We start from the raw sequence: 24,374 nt of genomic DNA on the forward strand, positions 1-24,374 counted from the left end.
GAAAGCACGGCAGCACACCGCCGACGGCATCGCGGACCCCCGTTTGACCCGCGATGCCGTCGGCGGTGTGCCGTCGGCTGCCTATCCGTTGAGCAGCTCGTAGACGTCCTCGGTGGCGGCGACACCGTCGGCCGGAGCCGTCACCGGGGTGGCGCTGCCGTACTGGTCGTAGACGACCTCGTAGGTGGCGGCCCCGGCCTTGCCGGCCGCCGGGATCTCGACGAGAGCGGTCGTGATCCGGCCCTCGGCGTCCAGGGTCAGCTCCAGCGGGACCGCCTTGGCCTTCTCTCCCAGGGCGGTGAGCACCTCGGACTCGACGATCTCGGCCTCGGTCGACCGGGTCAGGTCGGTGGTGCCGGCGTACGTCCGCTCGCCGGTCTCCTTCAGGTCCGCCGAGGCGAGCAGCAGCGAGCTCACGAAGCCCGGATCGGTCTCGCCCTGGTAGGTGAGGTCCTCGGCCGAGTCCGCGGAGAGCTTGCCGGAGTCCAGCTTCATCCACTTCTTCGGCAGCTTCGGCAGGCCGGAGCCGGACTTCGCGCCGTCGAACGAGATCCTGGTCCACGCCTGATCCCCGATGACCAGGAACTTCATCGACAGGGTGAGACCGGCGTCCGGGATCTTCTCGTTGATCTCGGTGGTCATCGACTTGTTCGGGGCGTCCACCACCCCGGCGAGCGGCTGCACGCCGCCCTTGATCCTGTAGTGGAACACCGGTGTCCCGGCGTTCGGCAGGGCCTTGGTCAGTGTGGTGGCCGCGGAGACCTCGCCGGCCACGTCCTTGACGGCCTCGCCCACACCGCAGGCGGCCAGCAGGGTGGTGGTGATCAGCAGGGCGCTCGAACCCACCAGGCGTTCGGTGAAAACGTTCATCGCTTCGGTTTCCTCACGGGGGCGGTGATGCGTTGATGGGGAGAAGCCTCCTGACGACGGCTGCCGATGCGCTGCGGCTATGCTGCCGTCGGCTGCGGTTCCGCTGCCGTCGAGAGAAACTGCTGGTCGACATGGGGGTGTCGGGGTGACGGACCCGCCGCGGTTCGAGTTGCTGGGCGCCGTCCGGGCGTTCCGCAACGGGCTCCCGCTCGACCTCGGCCCGGCCAAGCAGCGCGCCGTCCTCGCCGTGCTGCTGCTGAACCTCGGCAAGCCGGTCCCGGTGCACCGGATCGTCGCCGCGGTGTGGGGCGACGATCCGCCGGAGAACGGCCCGAACGTCGTCCAGAAATACGTGGCCGGCCTGCGCCGGGTGCTCGACCCGGACCGCTCGCCGCGCACCCCCGGGGAGCTGCTCGCCCTCACCGACGGCGGCTACGTGCTGAGCACCGGCGCCCTCGACACCGAGGAGTTCCGCAACGGGCTGGCCCGCGCCGACGCCGAACGGCGGGCCGGGAACCTGGAGGAGGCGGCGCGGGCCGCCCGGACCGCCCTGGACCTGTGGCGGGGCGAGGCCCTCGGCGGGCTGACCGGATCGATCTTCGAGGCCGCCCGCACCCGGCTGCACGAGGAGCGCGCCAGCGCCTGGGAGCTGTGGGCGGAGATCGAACTGTCCCGCGGCGGCTTCGCCGGGCTGGTGTCCGAGTTGTCGCGCCTGGTGGAGGAGTTCCCGCTCCGGGAGGGTCTGCGGGCCCAGCTGATGATCGCGCTCTACCGCAGCGGACGGCAGGCCGAGGCGCTGGCGGCGTTCCGCGACGCCCGGGAGTACTTCCTCGACGAACTCGGCGCCGAGCCGGGCGAACGCCTCCAGGAGACGCACCGGCAGATCCTGCGCAACGAGCCGCCGGCGTCGGCGCCAGCACCGGTCCCGGCGCCACCACCGCTCCCAGCGCCATCACCGCTCCCGGCCCCGCCCTCGCCCGGCCCCCAGCCGATCTCGCCGGGCCCGTACGCGACCGCGGTCCCCGGCTGGGGATACGGTCCGATGGGCGCCGCCGTGCCGCTCACCCCGCGCCGCGACGCCGGCGTCTGGGCCGAGGTCATCCTGGCCGCGATGGTGCCGACGATGACCTGCTCACTGGGCAGCTGGGGATACTTCGCCTACGCGGCGGTCCAGCGGCGCAGCCTGCGCGAACTGCTCTCCACGATCGGCTACCTGATCGCGGTGGGTCTGATGGTGTTCTTCTGGCTGGTCGACCCGAGCGCCCCGGAAGCCGAGATCGGATCGGACGCGGAGGCCGTCGGGCTGATCCTGGCCATCGGGATCATCGCGCTCGCCTCGGTGCACGGCGCGGTCCTGGCCTACCACCCGGGCGACTCCGGCCGGGCCCGGACCCAGCGGCAGATGGCCCGCCAGTACGCCTCGTTCAATCCGGCCGGCGCCCGCCAGTACGCCATCGGGCGGCCCGATCTGCCGCGCCACTACGACGACGGCGGGCTGGTCGACCTCAACCACGCGCCCGAGCACGTGCTGGCCGGACTGCGCGGGATCAACCTGGTCGAGGCGCACCGGATCGCCGTGGACCGGTACGAGAACGGGCCCTACCGGACACCCGAGGATCTGGTGCACCGGGGCCTGCTGACGCCGAGGACACTGCGCCGCCTGTCATCCTGGCTGATCTGCGTGCCACCCCAGGCCGAGGCCGAAGCCCAGCACTGAACAGTTCGTGTGCCGATTTCCGGCTCGGATCGAGCCGGAAATCGGCACACGAACTGACCTCGTGTCAGCGGTGGCCGGCGGCGGTCAGCTGACGGCGGGCCACGTACTCCACCAGCTCGATCAGCACGTTGCGGGCGGCCACCTGGTCGCGGGCGTCGAACAGGACCACCGGCACACCCGGGTCCAGGTCGAGAGCCCGGGCCACCGCGTCCGGCGCGAACCGGTGCTCGGTGTCGAAGCAGTTCACCGCGACCACGAACGGGGTCCCGCGCTGCTCGAAGTAGTCGATGGACGGGAAACAGTCGGCCAGCCGGCGGGTGTCGGCCAGCACCACCGCGCCCAGCGCGCCCTGGGACAGCTCGTCCCAGAGGAACCAGAACCGGTCCTGCCCCGGCGTGCCGAAGAGGTAGAGCTGCAGATCCTCGGTGATGGTGATCCGGCCGAAGTCCATGGTCACCGTGGTGGTGGTCTTCGCCTCCACTCCGGAGACGTCGTCCGCGCCCTCGGCACCGGTGAGCACTTCCTCGGTCTGCAGCGGCCGGATCTCACTGACCGATCCGACCATGGTGGTCTTGCCCGCCCCGAACCCCCCGGCGATGAGGATCTTGAGAGCGACGGGGATGCGCGACGAGCCGCCGTTGCGGTCAGAGCGCACGGAGTCCATTGACAACCGCCTTGAGTACGTCGACGTCGTGCGGCTGCGTGGCAGCCGGGGGTTCGTACAGCGAGATCAAGCCCGCTGAGCGTAGATCACCGAGGAACACCCGGACGACGCCGATCGCCAGGTCGAGCTGTGAGGCCAGCTCGACCACGGAGATCGGCTCCCAGGCGGCCGCCACGATGGCATGGTGCTCCGGCTGCAGCTGCTGACCCGAAGCCAGGTCAGGCACCGTCGCCACGACGAACGCGACCAGGTCGAAGTCGCAGTCCGCCGGGGCGACACGGCCCTGGGTCATCGCGTACGGACGAACCACCGGCCCCGCATCGTTGTCCAGCCAATCGTGTGGGGTCATACGCGGCTTCTCAGAAGACGTCGGACGGTGTCAGCACCGACCGCTCGGGGGCCGCCATGGTCTGGCCGACCCGGGTGACCAGCATCGCCATCTCATAGGCGATCAGTCCCAGGTCGGCGTCGGCGGACGCGAGCACGGCCAGGCACGCGCCCTGGCCGGCGGCGGTGACGAAGAGGAAGGCCTCCTCCATCTCCACCACCGTCTGCCGGACCGCGCCCGCTTCGAAATGCCGGCTCGCGCCCTTGGCGAGGCTCTGGAATCCGGCCGCCATCGCCGAGAGGTGCTCCGCGTCCTCGCGGCTCAGCCCCGCGGAGGCGCCGAGCATCAGCCCGTCGGCCGAGAGCACCACCGCCTGATTGGCGGTCGGTACCCGTTCGATGAGGTCGTCCAGGAGCCAGGTGAGGTTCGCGCTCTGCTTCGTCTGTGCCACTTATGCGTCCTTCTCCAGCAAGAGGTTCTCCCCGGGTCCATCGACGTGGTCGCCGTCCACGCCGGCCTCCGGCCCGGATGGTGCGTTCACTCCCGCCGTCGTGGACGCCGCGCGCGCGGAATCCCCGAGGGCCGGGAAACTGACGGTAGCGGCATTGTCGAACGTCGCGTCCACAGGCTCGGCCGCCCCGAGCCCCGCCGTGGCCGACTCCTCGCGGGCCGCGTCCACACGACCACGGCGAGTGCCGCTCTGTAGTGCGCTCATCAGACTGCGGGCCTGTTCCGGGCTGCGGGCCGGGGCGTTCGGCTCCGGGTCCACGACCGGCTGGCGCAGCTGCGGAGCCAGGTTGGCCTGCCGCACACGGCGGGGCAGACCGTCATCACCCTCCGAAACCAGCGGTGGTACGTCATCGACCGGCACCAACGGCTCCGTCGGCGGCTCGGTCTCCACCGGCGCGGCGGGCGCCGAGTTGCGCGGGACCGACCGGGCCACACCGGCCGGCAGGCCCGCCGCGATCTCGTCGAGCATCGACAGGTCGAACGTCTGATCCGGCGCCGGCCCGGCGTCCACCGGCATGGACACCCCGGACCGCGGGCCGGTGAACTGCTCGCCCTCGGCCGGCTGCTCCACCGTCTTGCGGATCCGCTTGCGCTGGACCAGGCCCTCGGCGCTCAGCTCGGCCGCGACCACACTCGGCGCGGGTCCGTTGGGGCTCTCCACCGGGGTCTTCGGACCGGAGATCACCGGTACGTCCATCGTCGCGCCGTTGATCGGCACCCGCACGTCGTCCAAGGCGGTCAGGCTGCCGTTCGCGGTGATCTGCCGCTGCTCGGCGCCGTTGCGCCGGGGCTGCGAGCCCGACAGGTCACGGGACGACTCCCCGGCCGGACGGCCGCTGCCGCCGCCGGGCACGATCGCCACCAGCTCGCCCGGGACCAGCACGATCGCGGTGATGCCGCCGTACGGTGAGGTGCGCAGCGACACCTTGATGCCGTGCCGGTGCGCCAGCTGGGCCACCACGAACAGACCGAGCCGGGCGCTGTCCGCCGGATCGAAGTCCGGTGGCTCGACCAGACGCCGGTTCGCCTCCGCCATGTCCGGCTCGGCCATCCCCAGGCCCCGGTCCTCGATCTCGACGGCGTACCCGTTCGGCAGCAGCTGCCCGCTGACCTGCACCCGGGTGTGCGGCGGCGAGTAGGACGCCGCGTTCTCGATCAGCTCGGCGAGCAGGTGGATCACGTCACCGACGGTCCGGCCGACCAGGGCGGCGGTGGCGACCGCGCGGATGTCGACCCGCTTGTAGTCCTCCACCTCACTGATCGCGCCCCGGACCACGTCGATCACCGGCACCGGGTTGCGCCAGCCCCGGCCGGGGGCCGCACCGGCCAGGATGACCAGGTCCTCGGCGTGCCGCCGCATCCGGGTGGCCAGGTGGTCGACCCGGTACAGGTCCTCCAGCTCCTGCGGGTCGGTCTCCCGGCGCTCCATCTTGTCCAGCAGGGAGAGCTGCCGGTGCAACAGCGTCTGGCTGCGCCGGGCGATGTTGAGGAAGACCTCGTTGATGCCCCGGCGGACGTTCGCCTCGTCCACTGCCGACTGCACGGCCGTACGCTGGACCTCGGTGAACGCCCGGCCGAGCTGGCCGATCTCGTCCTGCCCGTACTCCAGCGGCGGGGTCTCCATCTGCACGTCGACACTCTCGCCGTGCCGGAGCCGCCGGACCACCGACGGCAGCTGCGCGGAGGACAGCTCGATGGCGTCCCGCCGCAGCCGGATCAGCCGGCCGACCAGCGAGCGGCCCAGGCGGACCGACACGTAGACCGACAGGCCCAGCGCGACCAGGCCGAGCAGCGCGGCCGCGATCAGCCGGGCGATGATGTCGATGGCCAGCGGCGTCGCGTCCTCGGCGATCTCGTCGACCACCCGCATGCCGAAGGACCGCAACTCCTGCGCCACGTAGTCGTAGGTGGGCTGCCAGTCCATCCCGGACACCGGCGGGGGCCCACCCACGTACCCCTGGGCCAGCATCTTCTTCTTCAGGATGTCGAGTTCGACGAAGCTGGAGTGGGTGATCAGGCTGGCGTACTCACCCTGCGACCTCTCCGGCATGTCCTCGACACCCGAGCTGATCAGGTAGTCGGCCGTACCGATGGAGAGGATGATCTGCTCGCGGACCGCGGCGTCGATGCGGCCCTGCGCGTTGGCGCCGGCCAGCAGAGCGTCGATCCGGCTCAGATACTCCAGGCCACGGAACGCGGAGATCAGACCACGGCTCTCCCGGTCGACCCGGCCCTGGATGAACACCGCCGCGGTCCGGGAGACCTCGAAGGTGGCGTCGATGATCCGGTCGAAGTCCTGCACCGAGTAGAAGTAGCTCCGCTTGCGATCGTCCACCTCCTGGCGGATCTGCGGCAGCCCGTCCAGCTCGGCCAGCAGCTCGGTGACCCGGGCCCGGACCTCGTCGTTGGGTTCGGCCTCACCGGCCGACCGGCGGAACTCCTCGATGATCTGGTCGGTGGTGGACCGTTCCCGGGTCAACTCGGTCTTCGACGGACGGGCGGTGCCCTGGTAGATGGCCGAGAAGTGCCGCTCGCGCTGGAGCTGGGAGATCAGCCGGAGGCCGGGCTCCCCCAGCTTCACCACCGAGTCGCGGGCCTCGATCAGGTTGAGGGCGGGGCCGGCGGTCACCGTGGTGGCGAAGACCCAGAGCGCGAGCACTGCGGAGAGCGGCACCGCGACCATCGCGATGATCTTCGAACGGATCGACCAGTTACGGCTCTTCATCAAGCTCCGCCCGAGGGGTTCGGCAGGAAACGATCAGCATGTCCGTCCGTACTTCCGGCCGTTGGGGGATGACGACCGGTACGCCGTGACAAGCGCTTGCGGAAGAATACGTAATGACGTCCGTCTCAGCTAGTTCCCGCCCGAGCCGGATCGCCCCTCGCCCTCCTGTTTGTCCAGCCAGAACGGCACGCGATCTTTTTGAGAGATCGTCGGGCTTACGACAGTCCGTCCCGCATGCTGTCCGAATCACACCCTGGCACGCCTTTACCGGGCCGGAGGGGGATTGGCGCGCGGTAGTGGATGGGAATACAGGCGGTGGAAGAAGGAGGAACCTGATGTCCCCCACCGCCACCATCGTCCTGATCGTCGCCGTCCTGCTGATCCTGGCCGCGGTCGTGTTCGGTGTCCAGGCCGCCAAACGCCGGCGGCTGCGTCAGACCTTCGGCCCCGAGTACGACCGTGTGGTCGCCGACACCGGCAACCGCGCCGAGGCCGAGAAGGAGCTGACCGAACGCACCAAGCGGCACGCCCAGCTGGAACTCAAGCCCCTGTCCCCGGAATCCCGCTCCCGCTACGCCACCGCCTGGGAAGAGGTCCAGATCCGGTTCGTGGACAGCCCGGCCGAGGCCGTCGCCACCGCCGATGAGCTGGTCACCCGGCTGATCGCCGAGCGGGGCTACCCGACCGGCGACTACGACGAGCGGCTCGCCGACCTGTCGGTGGAGCACGCCGCCACCCTGGAGCACTACCGCGAGGCGCACGAGATCAGCCGCCGCAGCCGGGACGGCGAGGCCGTCACCGAGGACCTGCGCCAGGCCCTCGTCCACTACCGCGCCCTCTTCGCCGACCTGCTCGGCGAGGACCCGGTCGGGCGCGCCACCCCGGCGCCGCGACCGGCCACCGGCGACACCACCGCCACCCCCACCGAACCCACCAGCCGCTGAGGAGTCCCCCACCATGCGTTTCTTCTCCAACGAGGCCAAGGACAACGTCGACGAGCAGGAGAACACCGGCACCCCGGTGCCCCAGCAGCGGGCCGGCTCGCCCTGGCACACCCGCTCCGACGAGCCCGGCACGGTGGCCGGCTCCGCCCCGGCCCGGCCGGCCGACACCGACGACGACCCGGACCGGACCACCGCCCTGCCCGGTTCCTCCACCACCGGCTCCTCCTCCTCATCGTCCGATCCGGACCGCACGGTCGCCTTCGACGACGGCACCCACCGGGCCGAGCCCGTGCAGGTCAACCCGGCTCCCACCCCGGTCTCCCCGATCGACCGGGACCGCGACGGCAAGGACGACGTGGACCTGTCCCTGGACGACCGCTCCCCGGGCGACCGCTCCCTGGACGACCGCTCCCCGGATGACCGCTTCCTGGACGACCGCGACTCCGCCGGCGACCCGCACGCCACGCAGGTGGTCCACACCGGCACGCCCCGGGACGTCGACGACAAGGACGGCGACGGCGTTCCGGACGCGGCAGACAAGAAGGACGACAACGATTTCGGTACGACCGGCAAGCTTTCCGGTACGCCGGACAGCACCGTCGACGACAAGTCGTTCGGCGCCACCGATGTCACGGACAAGACCGACGCCGACGACCGGGACGAGGTCACGGACCGGGACGAGCCGCTGATCCCGCCGGCTCCGGTGACCGAGACCACCCCCACCGGCCCGGTGGCGTTCTTCCCGGCCGCCGACACCCAGCCGCTGCGGGACCGCTGGCGCGACGTCCAGCTCCGGTTCGTCGACGACCCGAAGGGCGCCACCTCGGACGCCTCCGGCCTGGTCGACGAGGCGGTCGACAAGCTGGCCGCCGCTTTGCGCGACCACCGGGGCTCGTTCAGCAAGGGCTCCGACGACACCGAGGCGCTGCGGGTCGAGTTCCGCAGCTACCGCGACATCCTGGACCGGCTGCTCGGTCTCTGAGCGGGACTTCTCGCCGCACGAACGAAAAGGGAGGGGAGCATCCGGCTCCCCTCCCTTTCGTCATCGCCTTCTCGCCACGGCCTCGCTCATCGCCTTCTCGCCGAAGGCCTCTCCCGTCATCGCCGCGCGGGCTCGTCACTGCTGGACGGGCACCGGTTCCGTGCTGGACACCGGCACCGGCACCGGCGGCACCGACTCGGACGGGGTGACGCTCGCCGACGGATCCGGGACGGCCGGCGGGGTCGCCGACTGGCTCGCGGACGGCGACGCCGAGAACGCCGGGATCGACGGCAGCACGATCGGCGGAACACTCCGGGACGGCAGCGGACTCGGGGCGGCCGAGGTGGCCGAGGCGGCCGGCTCGGTGCGCGGCGTGCTGGAGGTGGCGGCCGGCGGAGCCACCGGCTGATACGAGTACGGGCTGAACGACGCGCCGTCGGCGGGCATCTCCCCCGCGCCGGCGCCACCGAAATTCATGTCGACACCCGGGAACTGTCCATCGATCGGGGCGGGACGCTGACCGGGCGCGAGATCGACCGCGCCCAGTTGGGCGCCGAGCCAGAGCGCCGGCCCGACACCGACCGCCACGATCGCCCCGAAGAGTGCCAGTGGACCTCGTTGTTCCATTGTGGTCCCTCCCCCGCTTCCGAGACGATCGTCACTCCCCATCCGGCACCCCTGCTACCCATTTCGGATGTGGATGAAGCGAACAATCACTGAGGTTATTGTGACCTAAAGTGACGTACCGGTTGCAGAATCGTCGGACAGGCGACTGCCTTCACTTTCGAGTACGGAATCAACCCTTGACAGGTTCACTCCGTCATCACATCGAGTAGCCGGAAAACACCATCGGACCCCGGCAACAAGTGCCGGAGTCCGAAATGGATCATCCAATAGGAAAGGGTCAGCGAGTTCCGGCGAGGAACGCCACCGCCTCGTCCCAGGCCGCCCAGCCACCGGGAAGCTCGTCGGCGTCCAGAGCCGGCCGCAGGGTCAGCTCCCCGCCGTCACGCAGCCCGATCGCCCATCCCTTGCGCAGGCCCGGCAGCGTGGTCACCCCGGCCACATCCGCGAACGACACGAACCGCCCGCCCCTGGGCAGAACCCCGCCGGAACCCGCGGAACCACCGGTGGTGCCGCCGGTGGAAGCGTGCCGGGAGGCACCCGCGGAACCGCTCGCGGAGCCACTCGCCGGAGCGTCCGGCAAACCGCCGGCCGAAGCGCCTGGAGAACCACCTGCCGAAGCTCCCGGCAAACCGCCGGCCGAAGCGTCCGGCCGACCGCTCGCGGCATCGCCCACGGAGGAACCCGCAGCGCCGCCCGCCGAGGACCGGCCCGTCGCCGCGGGGGCCGATGCCGGCTGGTCGGCGCCGGGGCCGGCGCCGGCCCCGGATCGGGGGCCGGCGGGTCCGGGACCGGGACCGGCAGAACCGGAACCGCCGGGACCCGAACCGGCAGAACCGGAACCGGCGGGCAGGAGCGCGCCGGCCGGGATGCCGTCGGCGGCGATCCGGGTGAGGCGGCGCTTCGACTCGTGACGGCGGTTGCGGGGCAGGCCGGGGACCAGCAACAGGCCCAGATCGGTGATCAGGACGTCGGTGTGGGAGCCGTCCGCCGACAGGTTGACCAGGCCGCCGAGCACCTGGGCCCGCGCCGACCCCGACTCGGCGGCGGACGCCGACAGGTCGACACCGGCCTGGGTCAGGTAGGCCCGGACCGCCTCGGTCGTCTCCGGATCGGCGGCCGCGGCGGCCAGTTCGGCGAGATCCAGGTAGCCGCCGTCGACCGCGACCACCTCGGCCGCGCCGGTCCAGCTGTGCCGCCAGCGGGCCACCCCGCTGCGCAGCGCGGCGAGGGCCAGCATCAGCGCGAGGAGTTCGACGATCCGCGAGGTGGCCTCCTCCGGCGGCGCGTCCGGGAAGAGGGTGGTCGCGGCGGCCCGCAACCGCCCGTCCGCGGCCAGGGTGAGCAGGTGCGCGGCGTCCGGGACACCGGCCCCGACGGCCCGGGCGATCGCCGCCAGCGCGGCCTCGGCCTCCCGCTCCATCTCCGAGGTGCGCGCCACACTCAGACAGTCGTCCCAGCTCACCACGGTCCGCCCGCGCGGCGGGAAGGCGACGGCTTGCAGCGTCCGCCCGAGTCCTGGCAGATCGGGCACCAGTTCCCGGTTCGGCACCGGTGCCTGATCGGGCACCGATTCCCGGCCGGGCTCGCCTCCGGTGTCGGCGCGCCTGGCCGATCCGGCGGGCGACGTGGCGCCACCGACGGCGACCTCGCCGGCACCCACCTTCGCGAGGGCTTCATCCACAGCGTTATCCACAGGGGACGATTTGGATGAATCCGACGAATCACCGACGGCACGGGCGGAATCCGCGGGACCGGCCGCCGATTCCCGGCCGGACGCGGCAGAGCCGGACATGGCAGAGCCGGATGGCTCGGCACCGGTGACCACGGAATCGGTGGCGGTCAGCGCCGCGATCCGCTCCGGCAGCGGTGGGTGGGTGTCCCAGGGGCCGGACGGCTCCGGGTCCCGCGCCCGCAGCATCGCCATCTCGGTGGTCCGGGCCGCCAGCACCCGGAGCAGCCCGCCGAACACGTCGTCCGGCACGTATCCGGCCTGCCAGCCGGGCCCCACGTACTCGGCGTGGAACAGCCGCTGCATCCCGGCCAGCGCGGGCAGGTCGCGCAGTGCGGCGACAGCGGCGGCGGTTCCGGCGTGGGCGGCGGCGATCCGGTCGGCGTTGAGTTCCTGCGCGCGGCTGAACGGGGCGTCCAGGCGGCGGTAGACCCCGGCGTACGCGCGAAGAACCGCCCCGGCCACGTTGCGCCGCGCGATCCGCGGGATGGTGCGCCCCACGGCGACCCGCCCCCGGTACGCCATCGGCGCCCACCGTCCGAGCGTGGGCGACCCGTGGCCGAGTTCGTGCGCGACGATCGCCGCCAGCCGGTCCGGTTCGAGTGCCTGGAGCAGCGGCAGCCCGAGGTAGAGGTCACGCCGCCCGCCGATCAGCCCGAGCAGCCGGGTGCGCTCGCCGAGGGCGGCGGTGGCGTCGGCGACCACGGTCACCCCGGACGGCGCGGGGACCCGGGCGGCGGCGGCCGCGGCGTCCACCATCTCCCACAGCCGGGGGGCCTGGTCGCGGCTGACCGCGACCCCGGCCGGAACCCGGTGGCGGGTGTGCAGGGCACGCCAGGTGGCATAGCCGAGCGCGCCGATCGTGGCGATGCTCAGCGGCACGCCGATCCGCAGGGCGAAGCCGCCGGGCAGCGCCCGCAGCAGCAGCCCCAGGGCGATCAGCACCACCGCGAGTTGCAGCCCCGCGACGATCACGAACCCGGCCAGCGCGGCCGCCGATCGCGCGGCGGCCGGTGCACCCTTGCTCAAAACCCGTTCTCCTCCCCGATGACGAACCAGAGTAGGGCCAAAACCGTGGGTAATCGTTTCGCGCCCGTTCAGGGGGTTATACGGATGGCATGGCTGACGTCGATCAGACAGTTGCGGTAGCTCTCAAGGGTTACGCGTGGTTACCGGATCTGCGCCGGAGGACGGGTGGCGGCCCGGTGCGGACGCGGGTGCTGGGGCAGCCGGCGGTGGCGGTCTGCGGGCCGGACGCGGCCCGGTTCTTCTACGCGAACGACATGGAGCGCCATTCGGCACTGCCGGGGCTGGTGGTGCGCACGCTGTTCGGCCGGGGCGCGGTGCACACCCTGGACGGGGCGGCGCACCGGCACCGGAAGGCGCTGTTCACCGCACTGCTGCTGGACGGGGACGGCGCCGTCCGGCTGGCCGAGCTGGCCGGGCGGGAGTTCGACGCGGCGGCGGCACGGTGGCGGGGTGGCCCGCCGGTGCGGCTGCTGGACGAGTCGGCCCGGGTGATCGCGGCCGCGGTGTCGCGCTGGGTGGGCGTACCGGATGCTGATCGTGACGTTGACGCCCTGGCCCGGGACTGTCTGGCGATGGTCGACGGGTTCGCGACAGTCGGTCCGCGGACAGTGCGCGCGCTGCTGGCCCGGGAGGTTCAGGAGCGGCGGCTGGCCCGGCTGATCACCGAGGTCCGGGCCCGGCCCCGCACCGGGAGCCCGCTGTCGGTGATCGCGCACCACCGGGACGACGGCGAGCTGCTCGAACCCCGTACGGCGGCGGTGGAGCTCTTGAACGTGATCCGGCCGGCGATCGCGGTGGCGTGGTTCGTGGCGTTCGCCGGGCACGCGATGGACATGTGGCCGCGGCTCCAGTCCCGGTTGCGCACGGGTGATGACGAGGACGCCCGGGCGTTCGCACACGAGGTGCGGCGTTTCTATCCGTTCGCGCCGTTCCTGGGCGCGCGGGCGACCCGGGACCTGTTCTTCCAGGGTGAGCCGATCCCGGCCGGGACGCTGGTGCTGCTGGACGTCTACGGGCAGAACCACGATCCGCAGGTGTGGCCGGATCCGTACACCTTCGATCCGGATCGTTTCCTGGGCCGGGAGATCGGCGAGTTCGAGCTGATCCCGCAGGGTGGGGGTGATCCGCGGACCGGGCATCGCTGCCCGGGTGAGCAGGTGACGGTCGCGTTGCTGGGCACGCTGAGCCGGCGGCTGGCCGAGTTGGATCACTATCTGCCGCCGCAGGACACCACCATCGACCTGTCCCGGATCCCGGCCCGGCCCCGGGAGGGCATCGTGCTGGTGGTCCCGGAGGGCCGGCCGGCGGCGGCACCGGCCGAGGTCAGTGCCAGTCGATCTCCGGTGAGCGGTGGTAGTTGATCCCGGCCGCCGTCCAGACCGGCCCGAAGGCGGCCAGCCGTGCCCGGAACGACTCCCAGTCCCGCCCGGCCTGCGGGGTCCAGGCGACCTCGGCGACCGCGGGGAGCCGCGGGAACGTCAGGTACCGCACGTCGTCGACGCTGCGCAGGGTCTCCGACCAGAGCGGCGCCTCGACACCGAGGATGGTCTCCTCGCCGACGCCGGGCAGGCGTTCGGCCGGGTCCCAGTCGTAGGAGCGCCGCACGCTCACGTGCCCGGCCCAGTCCAGCCCGAGCGGGCTGCCGGAGTCGTACTTCATGTCCAGGTAGGTGCGGTCCGCCGGGGAGACGATGACCTGGTTGCCGTCGGCGGCGGCCCGGCTGACCGCGTCGTCGGCGGCTTCCGGCCGCCAGTACTGCACGATCGCGTCGGCGGGCAGGTCGGCGGCGGCGATCTCGTGCCAGCCGATCACCCGTTTGCCGAGGGCGCCGGGGATCGGCAGCACCCGGGCGAGGAAGGCGCGGTAGTCCTCCGGCGGCGTGGAGAGGCACTCGTCGCCGCCGATGTGCAGGTAGGGGCCGGGGGTGAGGTCGGCGACGGTCTTGAGCACGGCCTCCACGAAGGCGTAGGTCTCCTCCTTCGCCGCGACCAGTGACGAGTAGCCGACCTCGGCGTCGGTGCGCGGGGAGACCGGCGCGCCGTCCGCGGTGAGTTCCGGGTAGGCGACCTGCACCGCGTTGACGTGTCCGGGCATGTCGATCTCGGGGACCACGGTGACGAACCGGGCGGCCGCGTAGGCGACCACGTCGGCGTACTCGGACAGGGTGAGGAAGCCCGGTCCGGCCCCGTCGACGCCGGTGCCCTCGCCGCCGCTGACCTCGGTGAGCCGGGGCCAGCCGGGGATCTCCAGCCGCCAGCCCTGGTCGTCGGTGAGGTGCAGATGCAGATGATTGATCTTGAACTGGACCAGCAGATCCACGTGCGCCTTGATCTCGGCGGCGGTGAAGAAGTGCCGGGCCAGGTCGAGCATGGCGCTGCGGTAGGCGTACCGCGGGCGGTCCTCGATGACGCCGCCGGGCAGCACCGGGCCGAGCTGGCGCAGCGTCTGCACACCCCAGAAGACGCCTTGCGCGCTGCCGCCGGTCAGGGTCACCGCCGTCGCGGTGATCTCCAGCCGGTACGCCTCGGCGGCCAGCGCCGGGTCCAGCACCAGCCGGATCGCGCCGTCGGCGGCGAGGGGCAGACCGAGGTGGCCGGCGACCTCGGCCAGTCCGGGCGGGGCGCTCACCGCCGCCCCGGCGATTCCGAACGCCGCCGCCTCGACGGGGCGCACCGAGGCCGGACGCGGTATAACATCGCCGAGTTGTCTCATCCGCTCGCTCACTCTGAAGAGTCTAAACAGTTTCGCCATGCCGATCACCACACGTCTTTCCGTCCCCGGTGACGAACGGGTCCTGCACGACCTGGCCGACCGGACCTTCGGCCTGGCCTGCCCACCGGGCACCACCCAGGCCGACATCGACGCGTTCGTCGCCACCCATCTGTCGGTGGAACGGTTCGCCGGCTATCTGGCCGACCCCGGCCGGATCCTGCTGCTCGTGTCCGACGGTGATCAGCCGCTCGGCTACTCGATGCTGGTCCGTGGCCCGATCGCCGACCCGAACGTGGCCGCCGTGGTGGACGGCGCGACCAGCATCGAGCTGAGCAAGTTCTATCTGGCCGCCGAGCGGCACGGCAGCGGCGCGGCCGGCGAGCTGATGACCGCCACGCTGACCGCGGCCGCCGGGACCGGGGCGGCGACCTGCTGGCTCGGCGTCAACCAGCAGAACACCCGGGCCGCGAGGTTCTACGGCCGGCACGGCTTCACCATCGTCGGGGTGAAACGGTTCCTGGTCGGCTCCGAGTGGCACGACGACCACATCCGGCAGCGCGACCTATCCTCACCGGATGGTTCTGGTTCGGGCGGCTCGTGACGAGGACGCGGCGGCGATCCGCGACATCTGCGTGCGGGGCTATCGGAAGACCTATCCGACCCTGTTGAGCAGTGAGTTCATCGAGCGGATGCTCGCCGAGTTCTTCACTCTGGAGCGGGTCACCGCGGAGGTGGCGGCGGCGCCGCCGGGCTGGCTCGGCTACCAGGTGGCCGAGGAGGACGGGCGGATCGTCGGCGCCGGGGTCGGCGGGCTCACCGCCCCCGGGGTGGGCGAGCTCTTCACCCTCTATCTGGACCCGGACGAGCGCGGGCGCGGCCTGGGCACGCTGCTGCTGGACCGGGTGACCGGCCAGTTGCGGGCGGCCGGCGCCACCGAGATGTGGGTGGCCGCGCTGGACGGCAACGAGCTGGCCATCCCGTTCTACCAGGCGCGCGGTTTCCGCAAGGTGGAGCGGCGGCGCACCTACGGCTCCACCGAGGCGGACGACGCCTGGTCGTGGCGGTTCTCCCGGCCGATCTGAACCCGGCCGGCGGCTTCGGGCATCAACGGGTGTGACCGACTTACGCTCGCTACCGATGCGCATCGCCGACGAGGTGCTGATCCGCGAATCGGTCCGGGAGCCGGAACGATTCGCGCCGCTCTTCGACCGGCACGCGGTGGCGATCCACCGCTACCTGGGCCGCCGGATCGGGACGCCCGCGGACGACCTGCTCGCCGAGACGTTCCTGATCGCCTTCCGGCGTCGCGCCGACTACCAGCCGCTGCGGCTGGAGGTGCGGCCCTGGCTCTTCGGCATCGCCACCAACGTCCTGCGCCGGCACGTCCGGCAGGAGGAACGCCGCTACCGTGCGCTGGCCCGGGCCGCCGGGGAGCAGCCCCGGCCGCACACCGACGACACGGTGGACGACCGGGTCGACGCGGTGGCGTTGCGCGCCGATCTGGCCGCGGCGCTGGCGAAGCTCAAGGCCCGGGACCGCGACGCCCTGCTGCTGCTGGCCTATGCCCAGCTGTCGTACGCGGAGATCGCCGCGACCCTGGACATCCCGGTCGGCACCGTCCGCTCCCGGATCAACCGGGCTCGCGCCCTGACCCGTGCCGCTTTGAGCCCGGCCCTGACCGGGAGCCCGGCTTTGCCCGAGGAGGAGAAATGAACGATCTGGAGCTGCTCGACGCCTACGGCCCGGACGCTCCCGGCCCCTCGGACGCGGTGCTGGACGCGACACGGGCCCGGTTGCTCGCCGCCGTGCCCGGACGCCGCCCGTCTCCGGTCCGGCGCCGGGGCCTGTTGATGGCCGGGCTGGGCCTGGCCGCCGCGGTGGCGGCCGGCGGCGTCATGATTCCCCGGCTCACCGGGCCGCCGGCCGCACCGGTGGCCGGGCCGATCCGGCTGGTGGCGGCCACCGCGCCGGAGTTCCCGTACACGCTGCCCGGTCTCGGCGAGGCCGCCTTCACCGCCGATCCGGGCCGGCCGGTGATCGCCGTGTATCCGGCCGACGACGGCAGCGACGTCTATCTGACCAGCACCGACGCGGATCACGGAAAACGGTTCCTGGGCATCGGCGAGCGGGACGTCGAGGTCGGCGGGCGGCCGGGCCGGATTCTCGAGCCCGGTGACGTCATCGGCGGCGGGCCGCTGCTCGACCTGGTCTGGGAGCACCGCGACGGCGTGTGGCTGCGCCTGACCGGGCAGGGCCGGTACGCCACCGCCGGCGCCCTGGTCGACCTGGCCGGCCGGGTCGAGGACAAGCCGCAGCGGCTGCGTTTCGCGGTGACCGCCGGCCTGGTCCCGGACGGCTGGGAGCTGGCCGCGTTCAAGGACGAGAACATCCTGATGTACCGGGATCCGGCGCGGCCGGAGAGTGAGTTCCGGATCCAGTGGACGCCGCGGACCGAGCCGTTGACCCGGCCGGAGGAGATTCAGGGGCTGGAGAGGGCGTCGACGGTGACCGTGCGGGACCGCCCGGCCGATCTGTTCCAGGCCACCGAGTTCTGGATGGTGCAGGCGAGACTCGGGGACGGCTCGGCCTTCCGGCTGATGACGCCGCGGTCGTTCACCAGCGGGCAGGTGCTGGAACTGGCGGGCTCGGTCCGCCGCCCGGAATGATTCCATCGAGATTTATATAAGCTGTGGATTATCAGCGACGGAGAAGTGTCGTACCCCGTCACTAAGTTCTTCACTGCGGACCGGCGCCACGGGGGCGCCGGTCCGTCCATGAAGCTATGCCGTGTGCCGCAGCAGCGCCTCGCCGGTGCGCCGCACCCGTTGCCGCAGCTCATCCGGCGACTCCACGGTGAAAGGCACGTCCAGCACCCCCAGGAGCATCACCGGCCAGCCCAGGTCGTCGACGTTCATCCGCAGCCGGCAGCCGTCCGGGGTCTCCTCGACCGCGCCCCACTGGCCGGTCGCCGCGCGCACGGTGTCCACATCGGTCCGCAGCCGGACCGACACCTCGTACCGGCTCGGGATGGTGCGGATCCGGGAGCGCAGCCACTCCACCGGATCACCGCCGGGCAGCTCACGCGGGCGGAACCGGGCCCCGGTCGGCTCCGGCCCGGCCAGCCGGTCCACCCGGAAACTGCGCCAGTCACCGCGCTCCAGATCCCAGGCCACCAGGTACCACCGGCGGCCCAGGGACACCAGCCGATGCGGCTCCACGTGCCGGCGGCCGGACGTGCCCTCCCGGGGCGCGTAGTCGAACCGCAGCCGCTCCTCACCCCGGCAGGCCATCGCCACAGTGGTCAGGACCATCGCGTCGAGCACCGGGCCACCACCGGGGACACCCGGCGCGGTGACCGCCCGCAACGCGTCGATCCGGCGGCGCAACCGGGGCGGGAGCAGCTGGATCACCTTGGCCAGGGCCCGTACCGAGGTCTCCTCGAACCCGGCCACCGCACCCGCCGCGGCGGTCCGCAGACCGACCGCGATCGCCACCGCCTCCTCGTCGTCCAGCAGCAGCGGCGGCATCGCGGCGCCGGCCTGCAACTGATAGCCACCGGCCACGCCGCGCGACGCGTCCACCGGATAGCCCAGCTCGCGGAGCCGGTCCACGTCCCGGCGCAGGGTCCGCGGGCTGACCTCGAGACGGCCGGCCAACTCGGAGCCCGGCCAGTAGCGATGCGTCTGCAACAGGGAGAGCAGCCGCAGCATCCGTGCGCTGGTGTTCGCCATGACCCCAGGATCCCCCGGATTGCGGTCAGAAAATGGCCGCAGCGAACCCTAGGGTCGAGACATGATTCAGACGCGAGAGCTGACCAAGCGGTTCAAGGACGTGCGCGCGGTCGACGGCATCGATCTCACCGTGGACCGGGGTGAGCTGGTCGCGCTGCTCGGGCCGAACGGCGCGGGGAAGTCGACCACGCTGCGGATGCTCACCACGCTCATCCCGCCGACCTCCGGCAGCGCCACGGTGGCCGGGTTCGACGTGGTGCGGCACCAGCGCGAGGTGCGGCTGCGGATCGGCTACATCGGACAGGGCAACGGCGCCGGGCACAGTCAGCGCGGACGCGACGAGCTGATCAGCCAGGGCCGGGCGTACGGGATGGGGGTCCGCGCCGCCCGGTCCCGTGCCGGTGAACTGATCGAATCGCTGGGGTTGGCCGAGGTCGCGGACCGGACCGTGTCGACCCTCTCCGGTGGCCAGCGCCGCCGTCTGGACATCGCGATGGGCCTGATCCACGCGCCCGAGCTGCTCTTCCTCGACGAGCCGTCCACCGGGCTGGACCCGCAGAACCGGGCCAACCTCCAGGAGCACATCCTGCGGTTGCGTGCCGAGCACGGCACCACCATCGTGTTGACCACCCACTACCTGGACGAGGCCGACTCGATGGCCGAACGGGTGGTGGTGATCGACCACGGCCGGATCATCGCCGACGACACCCCGCAGCGGCTCAAGGCCACCCACGTCGGTGACCGGGTGATCCTCGGATTCGACTCGGAGTCCGCGGCGATCGCGGCGGCCCGGGAGACCGGCGGCGCCCGCACCGGCACCGAGGTGCGGATCACCGGCGAGGACGGGCCCCGGCTGGCCGCCCGCTGGGCCGTGCTCGGGCCGGCCTCGATCGAGGTGACCCGCCCGACCCTGGACGACGTGTTCCTCACCCTGACCGGAAGCAGCCTGCGTGAGGGCGGCGCGGTCGAACTCGTGGAGGCCTGATCATGACTTCGCTCGTCACCGACACCCGGGTGGTCTTCAGCCGGGAGCTGCGGCCGATTCTGCGCGACCCGTTCTCGATGGTCTTCTCGATGATCCAGCCGCTGTTCTTTCTCGGGCTGTTCGCGCCGCTGCTGCCCGGCGACGGTTCGCTGCAGTGGTTCGTGCCCGGGATCATCGTGATGTCCTGCCTGTTCGGCGCCTCGATGACCGGCTCCAACCTGCTGTTCGAGATGCAGACCGGCTCGCACGAGCGGATGCTGGTCACCCCGCTGAGCCGGCCGGCGCTGCTGATCGGCCGGGCGCTCAAGGAGATCGTCCCGATGTTCGCGCAGGCCGCGCTGATCGTGGCGGTGTGCGTGCCGTTCGGTTTCCAGCCGCATCTCGGTGGGGCGCTGATCGGTCTGCTGATCCTGGCCGGGTTCTGCGTGGGGCTGGGCGCGCTGTCGTACACGCTGGCATTGGCCTCGAAGAACAAGGAGTGGCTGTTCTGGACCGTGCAGCAGACCCTGCTCTTCCCGTTGCTGCTGCTGGCCGGGGTGCTGCTGCCGCTGGACGGCGGGCCTGGCTGGCTGCAGGCACTTTCCAAGATCAATCCGATGACGTACGTGGTCAGCGCCGAACGTGCCCTCTTCAGTGGTGACGTGCTGTCGCGGACCACAGTGGAGGGACTGGCCGCCGCCGCCCTGATGTGCGCTCTCGGCCTGGCCGTCGGGGTCCGCGCGATGCGGCGGTCCGACTAGCCTTCGGTGTCGCAACCCACGGGCTGGCGGAAGGTGGCGGGGGCGATGTTCGGTCGGGACCGGGACGACGACACGTATCGACGGAGGCGCCGGATCCCGGCCCTGCCCGGCGCGCTCCGCCAGCTGGTCGGCAGCCTGACCCGGCCGGTGCCACGGGTGCCGGCGCAACGGTCCGGCAACCCGGACGCGATCGTCGACTGCGCCGTCTACATCGGTGGCCTGCGGCACGGTGGGGCGGAGCGGATGCCGTTCCCGGAGGCGGCCCGGCTGGCCCGGCGGCGCCGTGGCGCGTTCGTGTGGCTGGGCCTGCACGAGCCCGACCTGGCCACCATGCGGCCGGTGGCCGAGGTGTTCGGCCTGCACGAGCTGCTGGTGGAGCAGGCGGTGGCGGGCGGGCACCGGCCCGGGGTGGAGACCCTCGGCGAGGTGACCCGGCTGGTGCTGCGGACCGCGCGCTACGTGGAGCACGACCGGCTGACCGCCACCTCGGAGGTGGTGGAGACCGGTGACATCACGGTGCTGGTCGGGCCGTGGTTCGCGATCACCGTGCGGCACGGCGGGGTGGGCCCGTTGTGGGCGGTGCGCCAGGAGTTGCAGAGCCGCCCGGAGGTGCTGCGGCAGGGGCCGTGGGCGGTGGCGTACGCGGTCGGCGACCGGATGGTGGACAGCTATCTGGACGTGGCCGAACACGTCGAGCGCGACCTGGAGCGGATCGAGGAGGAGACCTTCGCCGAGGTGCGCACCTCCGAGTTCGCGCACATCTACCAGCTCAAACGGGAGATGGTGGAGTTCAAACGGGCGGTCCTGCCGCTTGCCGACCCGCTGGCGCGGCTGCTGGAGTCGAGCAGCGCGCTGCCGGCCGGGCTGCGCCCCTACCTGCTGGACGTGCGGGGCCGGCTGGCCCGCGCCGTGGACCGGGTGGCGAGCTTCGACGATCTGCTGAATTCGATCCTGCAGGCCCGGCTGGCCCAGGTGTCGGTCGATCAGAACCACGACATGCGCAAGATCGCCTCGTGGGCCGCGATCGCCGCGGTGCCGACGGTCATCGCCGGGATCTTCGGGATGAACTTCGAACACCTTCCGGGACTGGATTCGCCGTACGGCTTCGCCGGCTCGATCGCCGTGATGCTCCTGCTCGGTGGTGGCGTCCATCGCCGGCTCAAGAAGGCCGGATGGCTGTAACCATTGCAGTGACTGAGCGTGATCGTGGTGGAGATCACGAACCCTCAGCTCCGGCAAACCCGCTGCTCAACCCTCACGAATACGGCCTGGCCAGCGCCCTCGGCACGCCTCGGACTCCCCCGAACCGGCTCCGGTCCGCTCCGGACGGTCAACGAACCTCGTGCGTCTCGCCCTAGCCCACCAACACGGCGAGTTACTAGGTTTCTGGACTGCGCCGATCTTTGGGGGGAAATCAGAGTGACGGCAACCCAGGCCGCACCGCGGCAGACCGGACCGGAGCCGCGGGGCAGACGCGGCATCCTCTCGGCTCTGCAGGGTCACGTCGATCTCTTCCTGAACGCGGGCTCGCTGATGGCGACCACGCTCATCACGTCCGCGTTCGGGTTCCTCTACTGGTGGGTCGCCGCCCACCTGGCCCCACAGGCCGCCGTCGGCCAGGCCTCGGCCGCGGTGTCGGCGATGACCCTGATCGGCACCATCGGCATGTTCGGCATGGGCACCATGCTGATCGCCGAGCTGCCCACCATCGCCCGCGGCAGATGGGACCTGATCTCCACCTGCCTGCTCACCGCGGGCAGCGCGGCGACCGCCGGCGGCCTGATCTACGTGCTGCTGGCCAACCTCTGGATCCCCAGCCTGCGGGACGCCCTCGGCGGCGTCCCCGGCACCGTCCTGCTGGTGATCGGCATCGCGCTGACCGCGATGACGCTGGTCCTCGACGAGGCCATGGTCGGCCTGCTGCAGGGCCCGCTCCAGTTGATGCGCAACGCCTGGTTCTCGCTGATCAAGCTGGTGCTGCTGGGTGTGGTGGCGCTGATCCCCGGTCTGGTGATGACCAGCTCGCTGATCCTGCTCACCTGGGTGGCCGGCGTGGTCACCTCGACCGCGATCCTGTTCCGCACCCTGCGCCGGCGCCGGATGATCGACTCGCTGCGCCCGCACCCCCGGCTGATGCGCGGCCGGGGCCGGGCCACCTTCGACCACAACCTGCTCAACCTGGCCACCTACCTGCCCCGGGTGACGCTGCCGCTGATCGTCGTCGCGACCATCTCGGACGAGGCGAACGCGGCCTTCTACACCGCGTTCATGGTGCTGTCGTTCATGGCGATGGTGCCGGGCAACTTCGCGCTCACCCTGTTCGCGGTGACCGCCGGCGACAAGGGCGCGCTGCGCAGCAAGGTCCGGATCGGGCTGCTGGTCTGCCTGGGCGCCGGGTTCCCGGCCTCGATCGTGGTGTTCCTGCTGTCCGAGCAGATCATGGGGCTGTTCGGCGCGGCGTACGCGAAGACCGCCGGCGAGGCGCTGGCGATCCTCTCGCTGACCTACGTGCCGTTCGTCTTCCACCACTTCTTCCTGGCCATCTCCCGGGTGCAGGGCAAGCTGCGCGGCGCCGGGATCTTCGCGGTCTTCGCCGGGCTGGCCGAGCTCGGCGCCGCATGGTGGGCCGGCACCAACGGCGACCTGAACGACCTGGTCACCGCGGTGGCGGTGGTCATGGCCGTGGAGACGGTGCTGATCGCGCCGATCGTCCTCAAGGTCGTCTTCGCACCGGTCGTCGACAATTCCGCGGTAGCAGAGGGAGTCACCGTCATGTCCACCACCAGCCTGACTCTGCGCGAGCGCGCGTGGCTGCCGCTGGAGTACATCCGCACCGTCGGGCCGCTGGCCGGAGTCGACGCCGCGCGGGTGCGCAACGCGCTGATCGGCCTGCACGCCGCCGACCCGACCCACCGGGCGGTGTCCCGGCTGGACCGGTCCGGCGCGAACTGGCAGCACATGGACGCCGCGTCGTTCCACGCCTACGTGCAGGAGGCGGTCACCGACATCGGGCACGGTCCGGTGGACTTCGACGCGATGACCCGGCACCTGCAGGCCGAGCCGCGCGCCCACCACCCGGTGCGGATCCTGGTCGGGGGCGGCTACTTCGCGCTCAAGGTGTCGCACGCCTACGGCGACGCCGGCCCGGTGAACACGCTGGTACACGAGCTGGTCCAGGCCGCGGCCGAGGGTCGCGCGGCCCGGATCGCCCCGTCCCAGCGGCACCGGCTGGCCCTGCCGGTGGCCTGGTGGAAGCAGTTCGGGCTGAAGCCCGGCCGCTGGAAGGAGGGGCTGAGCTTCGCCCGTCCGCCGCACACCGAGGAGACCCCGGCACGCCCCTGGCAGGCGAACCTCACCGTGGTCACCGGCCGCTCCGGCCAGGTGCTGGGCGACATGCGGAACTGGCGGGACCAGCACGCGCCCGGCGTCACCACGTCGGCGATCACCTTCGCGGCGTTCACCGCGGCCCTGATCGAACTCGGCCTCAAACCCGACCTGCGCGGCGGTACGTTCCTCGCCGACGCCCGCCGGTACCTGGGCAAGGGTGTCAGCATCGACAGCAACTTCTGCCAGGGCCCGTTCCTGACCCCGCCGAGCCTCACCGACCCGGTCGCCATCCACCGGACGCTGAAGGCCGAGCTGGCCACCGGCCGGATCCTGACCATGATGCTGCTGCGCGAGGGCAAGATCATGCTCACCGGGGCGCCGGGCATGCCCGACCCGTACCCGTCCGAGGTCGCGGTCGAGCCGCGGCCCCGGCTCACCTTCAGCAACCAGGGCCGGCACGACATGCTCGGTGACCTGCCGTGGGCGGTCCAGCCGGCCGGCCGGGTCAACCAGAGCGTGCCGACGCTGAACGGCCCGGAGGGCATCACGCTGACCACCAGCGAGATGAACGGGGTGCTGCACCTGGAGGCGACGTTCCACGCCTCCACCTACGACCCGGCGGTCATCGCCCGTGCCCTGGACCTGGTCTGCAGCGACCCGGCCGGGCTGATCATGGCGTACCGCTGACGCGGCCGGGTGCCCGGCCGGACCAGGCCCCCCGGACCGGCCGGGCGCCCACTCACTGCCCGCCGGC

The 24,374-nt window shown here is 71.9% G+C and carries 21 protein-coding genes; 12 read left to right on the forward strand and 9 right to left on the reverse strand.

What is annotated here, in order from left to right; all coding sequences use genetic code 11:
- Positions 1-81 precede the first annotated feature (81 nt).
- Entirely contained in the window at positions 82-870 is a 789-nt protein-coding gene (locus ACQ0O7_RS16995; RefSeq protein WP_430783048.1) for a hypothetical protein, read from the reverse strand.
- 145 nt (positions 871-1,015) lie between these two features.
- Between ACQ0O7_RS16995 and ACQ0O7_RS17000 the strand changes: the two genes are divergently transcribed.
- On the forward strand, positions 1,016-2,587 hold the full coding sequence (locus ACQ0O7_RS17000) for a BTAD domain-containing putative transcriptional regulator (protein ID WP_430783050.1): 1,572 nt from the start codon (positions 1,016-1,018) through the stop codon (positions 2,585-2,587).
- A 64-nt stretch (positions 2,588-2,651) separates the two neighbouring features.
- Here the strand turns inward: ACQ0O7_RS17000 and ACQ0O7_RS17005 are convergent, their stop codons facing one another.
- The 4 genes from ACQ0O7_RS17005 to ACQ0O7_RS17020 are packed head-to-tail and all read right to left on the reverse strand — an operon-like array spanning position 2,652 to position 6,814.
- Positions 2,652-3,251 carry a GTP-binding protein gene (locus tag ACQ0O7_RS17005; RefSeq protein ID WP_430783051.1) on the reverse strand — a complete coding sequence of 200 codons (600 nt, stop codon included), beginning with the start codon at positions 3,249-3,251 and terminating at the stop codon, positions 2,652-2,654.
- Complete coding sequence (locus ACQ0O7_RS17010) at positions 3,232-3,600, reverse strand: DUF742 domain-containing protein (protein ID WP_430783052.1); 369 nt, start codon at positions 3,598-3,600, stop codon at positions 3,232-3,234. Before ACQ0O7_RS17010 ends, ACQ0O7_RS17005 begins: the two co-directional genes overlap by 20 nt.
- Positions 3,601-3,610: 10 nt before the next feature.
- Positions 3,611-4,030: a roadblock/LC7 domain-containing protein gene (locus ACQ0O7_RS17015; protein ID WP_430783053.1), complete on the reverse strand. Its 420-nt coding sequence runs from the start codon at positions 4,028-4,030 to the stop codon at positions 3,611-3,613.
- Positions 4,031-6,814: a nitrate- and nitrite sensing domain-containing protein gene (locus tag ACQ0O7_RS17020; protein ID WP_430783054.1), complete on the reverse strand. Its 2,784-nt coding sequence runs from the start codon at positions 6,812-6,814 to the stop codon at positions 4,031-4,033.
- A gap of 335 nt (positions 6,815-7,149) precedes the next feature.
- Between ACQ0O7_RS17020 and ACQ0O7_RS17025 the strand changes: the two genes are divergently transcribed.
- Positions 7,150-7,758 carry a hypothetical protein gene (locus tag ACQ0O7_RS17025; protein WP_430783055.1) on the forward strand — a complete coding sequence of 203 codons (609 nt, stop codon included), beginning with the start codon at positions 7,150-7,152 and terminating at the stop codon, positions 7,756-7,758.
- A gap of 13 nt (positions 7,759-7,771) precedes the next feature.
- Entirely contained in the window at positions 7,772-8,740 is a 969-nt protein-coding gene (locus ACQ0O7_RS17030) for a hypothetical protein (protein ID WP_430783056.1), read from the forward strand.
- Between the two features lie 135 nt (positions 8,741-8,875).
- On the opposite strand, the gene ACQ0O7_RS17035 is transcribed toward ACQ0O7_RS17030, so the two are convergent.
- Both ACQ0O7_RS17035 and ACQ0O7_RS17040 read right to left on the reverse strand, forming a co-directional pair.
- Positions 8,876-9,367: a hypothetical protein gene (locus ACQ0O7_RS17035; RefSeq protein WP_430783057.1), complete on the reverse strand. Its 492-nt coding sequence runs from the start codon at positions 9,365-9,367 to the stop codon at positions 8,876-8,878.
- A gap of 277 nt (positions 9,368-9,644) precedes the next feature.
- Complete coding sequence (locus tag ACQ0O7_RS17040; protein ID WP_430783058.1) at positions 9,645-12,125, reverse strand: M48 family metalloprotease; 2,481 nt, start codon at positions 12,123-12,125, stop codon at positions 9,645-9,647.
- Positions 12,126-12,214: 89 nt separating this feature from the next.
- On the opposite strand from ACQ0O7_RS17040, the gene ACQ0O7_RS17045 reads away from it, so the two are divergent.
- Complete coding sequence (locus tag ACQ0O7_RS17045) at positions 12,215-13,486, forward strand: cytochrome P450 (RefSeq protein WP_430783059.1); 1,272 nt, start codon at positions 12,215-12,217, stop codon at positions 13,484-13,486.
- Here the strand turns inward: ACQ0O7_RS17045 and ACQ0O7_RS17050 are convergent.
- Entirely contained in the window at positions 13,449-14,798 is a 1,350-nt protein-coding gene (locus ACQ0O7_RS17050) for a family 20 glycosylhydrolase (protein ID WP_430783060.1), read from the reverse strand. The genes ACQ0O7_RS17045 and ACQ0O7_RS17050 overlap by 38 nt on opposite strands.
- A 76-nt stretch (positions 14,799-14,874) precedes the next feature.
- On the opposite strand from ACQ0O7_RS17050, the gene ACQ0O7_RS17055 reads away from it, so the two are divergent.
- Genes ACQ0O7_RS17055 through ACQ0O7_RS17070 form a run of 4 tightly spaced genes read left to right on the forward strand, consistent with a single transcriptional unit; the run spans position 14,875 to position 17,503 of the window.
- Positions 14,875-15,438 (forward strand): GNAT family N-acetyltransferase, encoded by a 564-nt coding sequence (locus tag ACQ0O7_RS17055; protein ID WP_430783061.1) that lies wholly within the window; start codon positions 14,875-14,877, stop codon positions 15,436-15,438.
- Positions 15,413-15,919: a GNAT family N-acetyltransferase gene (locus tag ACQ0O7_RS17060; RefSeq protein WP_430783062.1), complete on the forward strand. Its 507-nt coding sequence runs from the start codon at positions 15,413-15,415 to the stop codon at positions 15,917-15,919. The genes ACQ0O7_RS17055 and ACQ0O7_RS17060 overlap by 26 nt, the downstream gene beginning before the upstream one ends.
- Positions 15,920-15,974: 55 nt before the next feature.
- A complete protein-coding gene (locus tag ACQ0O7_RS17065; RefSeq protein ID WP_430783063.1) occupies positions 15,975-16,550 on the forward strand; it encodes an RNA polymerase sigma factor in 576 nt (191 codons plus the stop codon).
- Positions 16,547-17,503, forward strand: a complete 957-nt coding sequence (locus ACQ0O7_RS17070; RefSeq protein WP_430783064.1) for a hypothetical protein — start codon at positions 16,547-16,549, stop codon at positions 17,501-17,503. The genes ACQ0O7_RS17065 and ACQ0O7_RS17070 overlap by 4 nt, the downstream gene beginning before the upstream one ends.
- 114 nt (positions 17,504-17,617) lie before the next feature.
- Here ACQ0O7_RS17070 and ACQ0O7_RS17075 read toward each other — a convergent pair whose 3' ends face one another.
- Positions 17,618-18,568: a helix-turn-helix transcriptional regulator gene (locus ACQ0O7_RS17075; RefSeq protein WP_430783065.1), complete on the reverse strand. Its 951-nt coding sequence runs from the start codon at positions 18,566-18,568 to the stop codon at positions 17,618-17,620.
- 61 nt (positions 18,569-18,629) lie between these two features.
- On the opposite strand from ACQ0O7_RS17075, the gene ACQ0O7_RS17080 reads away from it, so the two are divergent.
- From ACQ0O7_RS17080 to ACQ0O7_RS17095, 4 genes are all read left to right on the forward strand, one after another.
- On the forward strand, positions 18,630-19,553 hold the full coding sequence (locus ACQ0O7_RS17080) for an ATP-binding cassette domain-containing protein (RefSeq protein WP_430783066.1): 924 nt from the start codon (positions 18,630-18,632) through the stop codon (positions 19,551-19,553).
- A 2-nt stretch (positions 19,554-19,555) separates the two neighbouring features.
- Entirely contained in the window at positions 19,556-20,293 is a 738-nt protein-coding gene (locus ACQ0O7_RS17085) for an ABC transporter permease (RefSeq protein ID WP_430783067.1), read from the forward strand.
- A gap of 45 nt (positions 20,294-20,338) precedes the next feature.
- Entirely contained in the window at positions 20,339-21,475 is a 1,137-nt protein-coding gene (locus tag ACQ0O7_RS17090; RefSeq protein WP_430783068.1) for a magnesium and cobalt transport protein CorA, read from the forward strand.
- A gap of 237 nt (positions 21,476-21,712) precedes the next feature.
- A complete protein-coding gene (locus ACQ0O7_RS17095; protein ID WP_430783069.1) occupies positions 21,713-24,307 on the forward strand; it encodes a lipopolysaccharide biosynthesis protein in 2,595 nt (864 codons plus the stop codon).
- Positions 24,308-24,374: the final 67 nt, after the last annotated feature.

The sequence above is a fragment of the Actinoplanes sp. G11-F43 genome (assembly GCF_050589265.1).
Lineage (GTDB): Bacteria > Actinomycetota > Actinomycetes > Mycobacteriales > Micromonosporaceae > Actinoplanes.

What these genes read in the sequence shown, in the direction of transcription:
- ACQ0O7_RS17065 (WP_430783063.1), top strand. Translation starts at nt 15,975, where the DNA reads ATGCGCATCGCCGACGAGGTGCTGATCCGCGAATCGGTCCGGGAGCCG.
- ACQ0O7_RS17075 (WP_430783065.1), bottom strand. Translation starts at nt 18,568, where the DNA reads ATGGCGAACACCAGCGCACGGATGCTGCGGCTGCTCTCCCTGTTGCAG.
- ACQ0O7_RS17010 (WP_430783052.1), bottom strand. Translation starts at nt 3,600, where the DNA reads ATGACCCCACACGATTGGCTGGACAACGATGCGGGGCCGGTGGTTCGT.
- ACQ0O7_RS17020 (WP_430783054.1), bottom strand. Translation starts at nt 6,814, where the DNA reads ATGAAGAGCCGTAACTGGTCGATCCGTTCGAAGATCATCGCGATGGTC.
- ACQ0O7_RS17070 (WP_430783064.1), top strand. Translation starts at nt 16,547, where the DNA reads ATGAACGATCTGGAGCTGCTCGACGCCTACGGCCCGGACGCTCCCGGC.
- ACQ0O7_RS17080 (WP_430783066.1), top strand. Translation starts at nt 18,630, where the DNA reads ATGATTCAGACGCGAGAGCTGACCAAGCGGTTCAAGGACGTGCGCGCG.
- ACQ0O7_RS17045 (WP_430783059.1), top strand. Translation starts at nt 12,215, where the DNA reads ATGGCTGACGTCGATCAGACAGTTGCGGTAGCTCTCAAGGGTTACGCG.
- ACQ0O7_RS17055 (WP_430783061.1), top strand. Translation starts at nt 14,875, where the DNA reads ATGCCGATCACCACACGTCTTTCCGTCCCCGGTGACGAACGGGTCCTG.
- ACQ0O7_RS17060 (WP_430783062.1), top strand. Translation starts at nt 15,413, where the DNA reads ATGGTTCTGGTTCGGGCGGCTCGTGACGAGGACGCGGCGGCGATCCGC.
- ACQ0O7_RS17030 (WP_430783056.1), top strand. Translation starts at nt 7,772, where the DNA reads ATGCGTTTCTTCTCCAACGAGGCCAAGGACAACGTCGACGAGCAGGAG.
- ACQ0O7_RS16995 (WP_430783048.1), bottom strand. Translation starts at nt 870, where the DNA reads ATGAACGTTTTCACCGAACGCCTGGTGGGTTCGAGCGCCCTGCTGATC.
- ACQ0O7_RS17005 (WP_430783051.1), bottom strand. Translation starts at nt 3,251, where the DNA reads ATGGACTCCGTGCGCTCTGACCGCAACGGCGGCTCGTCGCGCATCCCC.
- ACQ0O7_RS17035 (WP_430783057.1), bottom strand. Translation starts at nt 9,367, where the DNA reads ATGGAACAACGAGGTCCACTGGCACTCTTCGGGGCGATCGTGGCGGTC.
- ACQ0O7_RS17025 (WP_430783055.1), top strand. Translation starts at nt 7,150, where the DNA reads ATGTCCCCCACCGCCACCATCGTCCTGATCGTCGCCGTCCTGCTGATC.
- ACQ0O7_RS17090 (WP_430783068.1), top strand. Translation starts at nt 20,339, where the DNA reads ATGTTCGGTCGGGACCGGGACGACGACACGTATCGACGGAGGCGCCGG.
- ACQ0O7_RS17085 (WP_430783067.1), top strand. Translation starts at nt 19,556, where the DNA reads ATGACTTCGCTCGTCACCGACACCCGGGTGGTCTTCAGCCGGGAGCTG.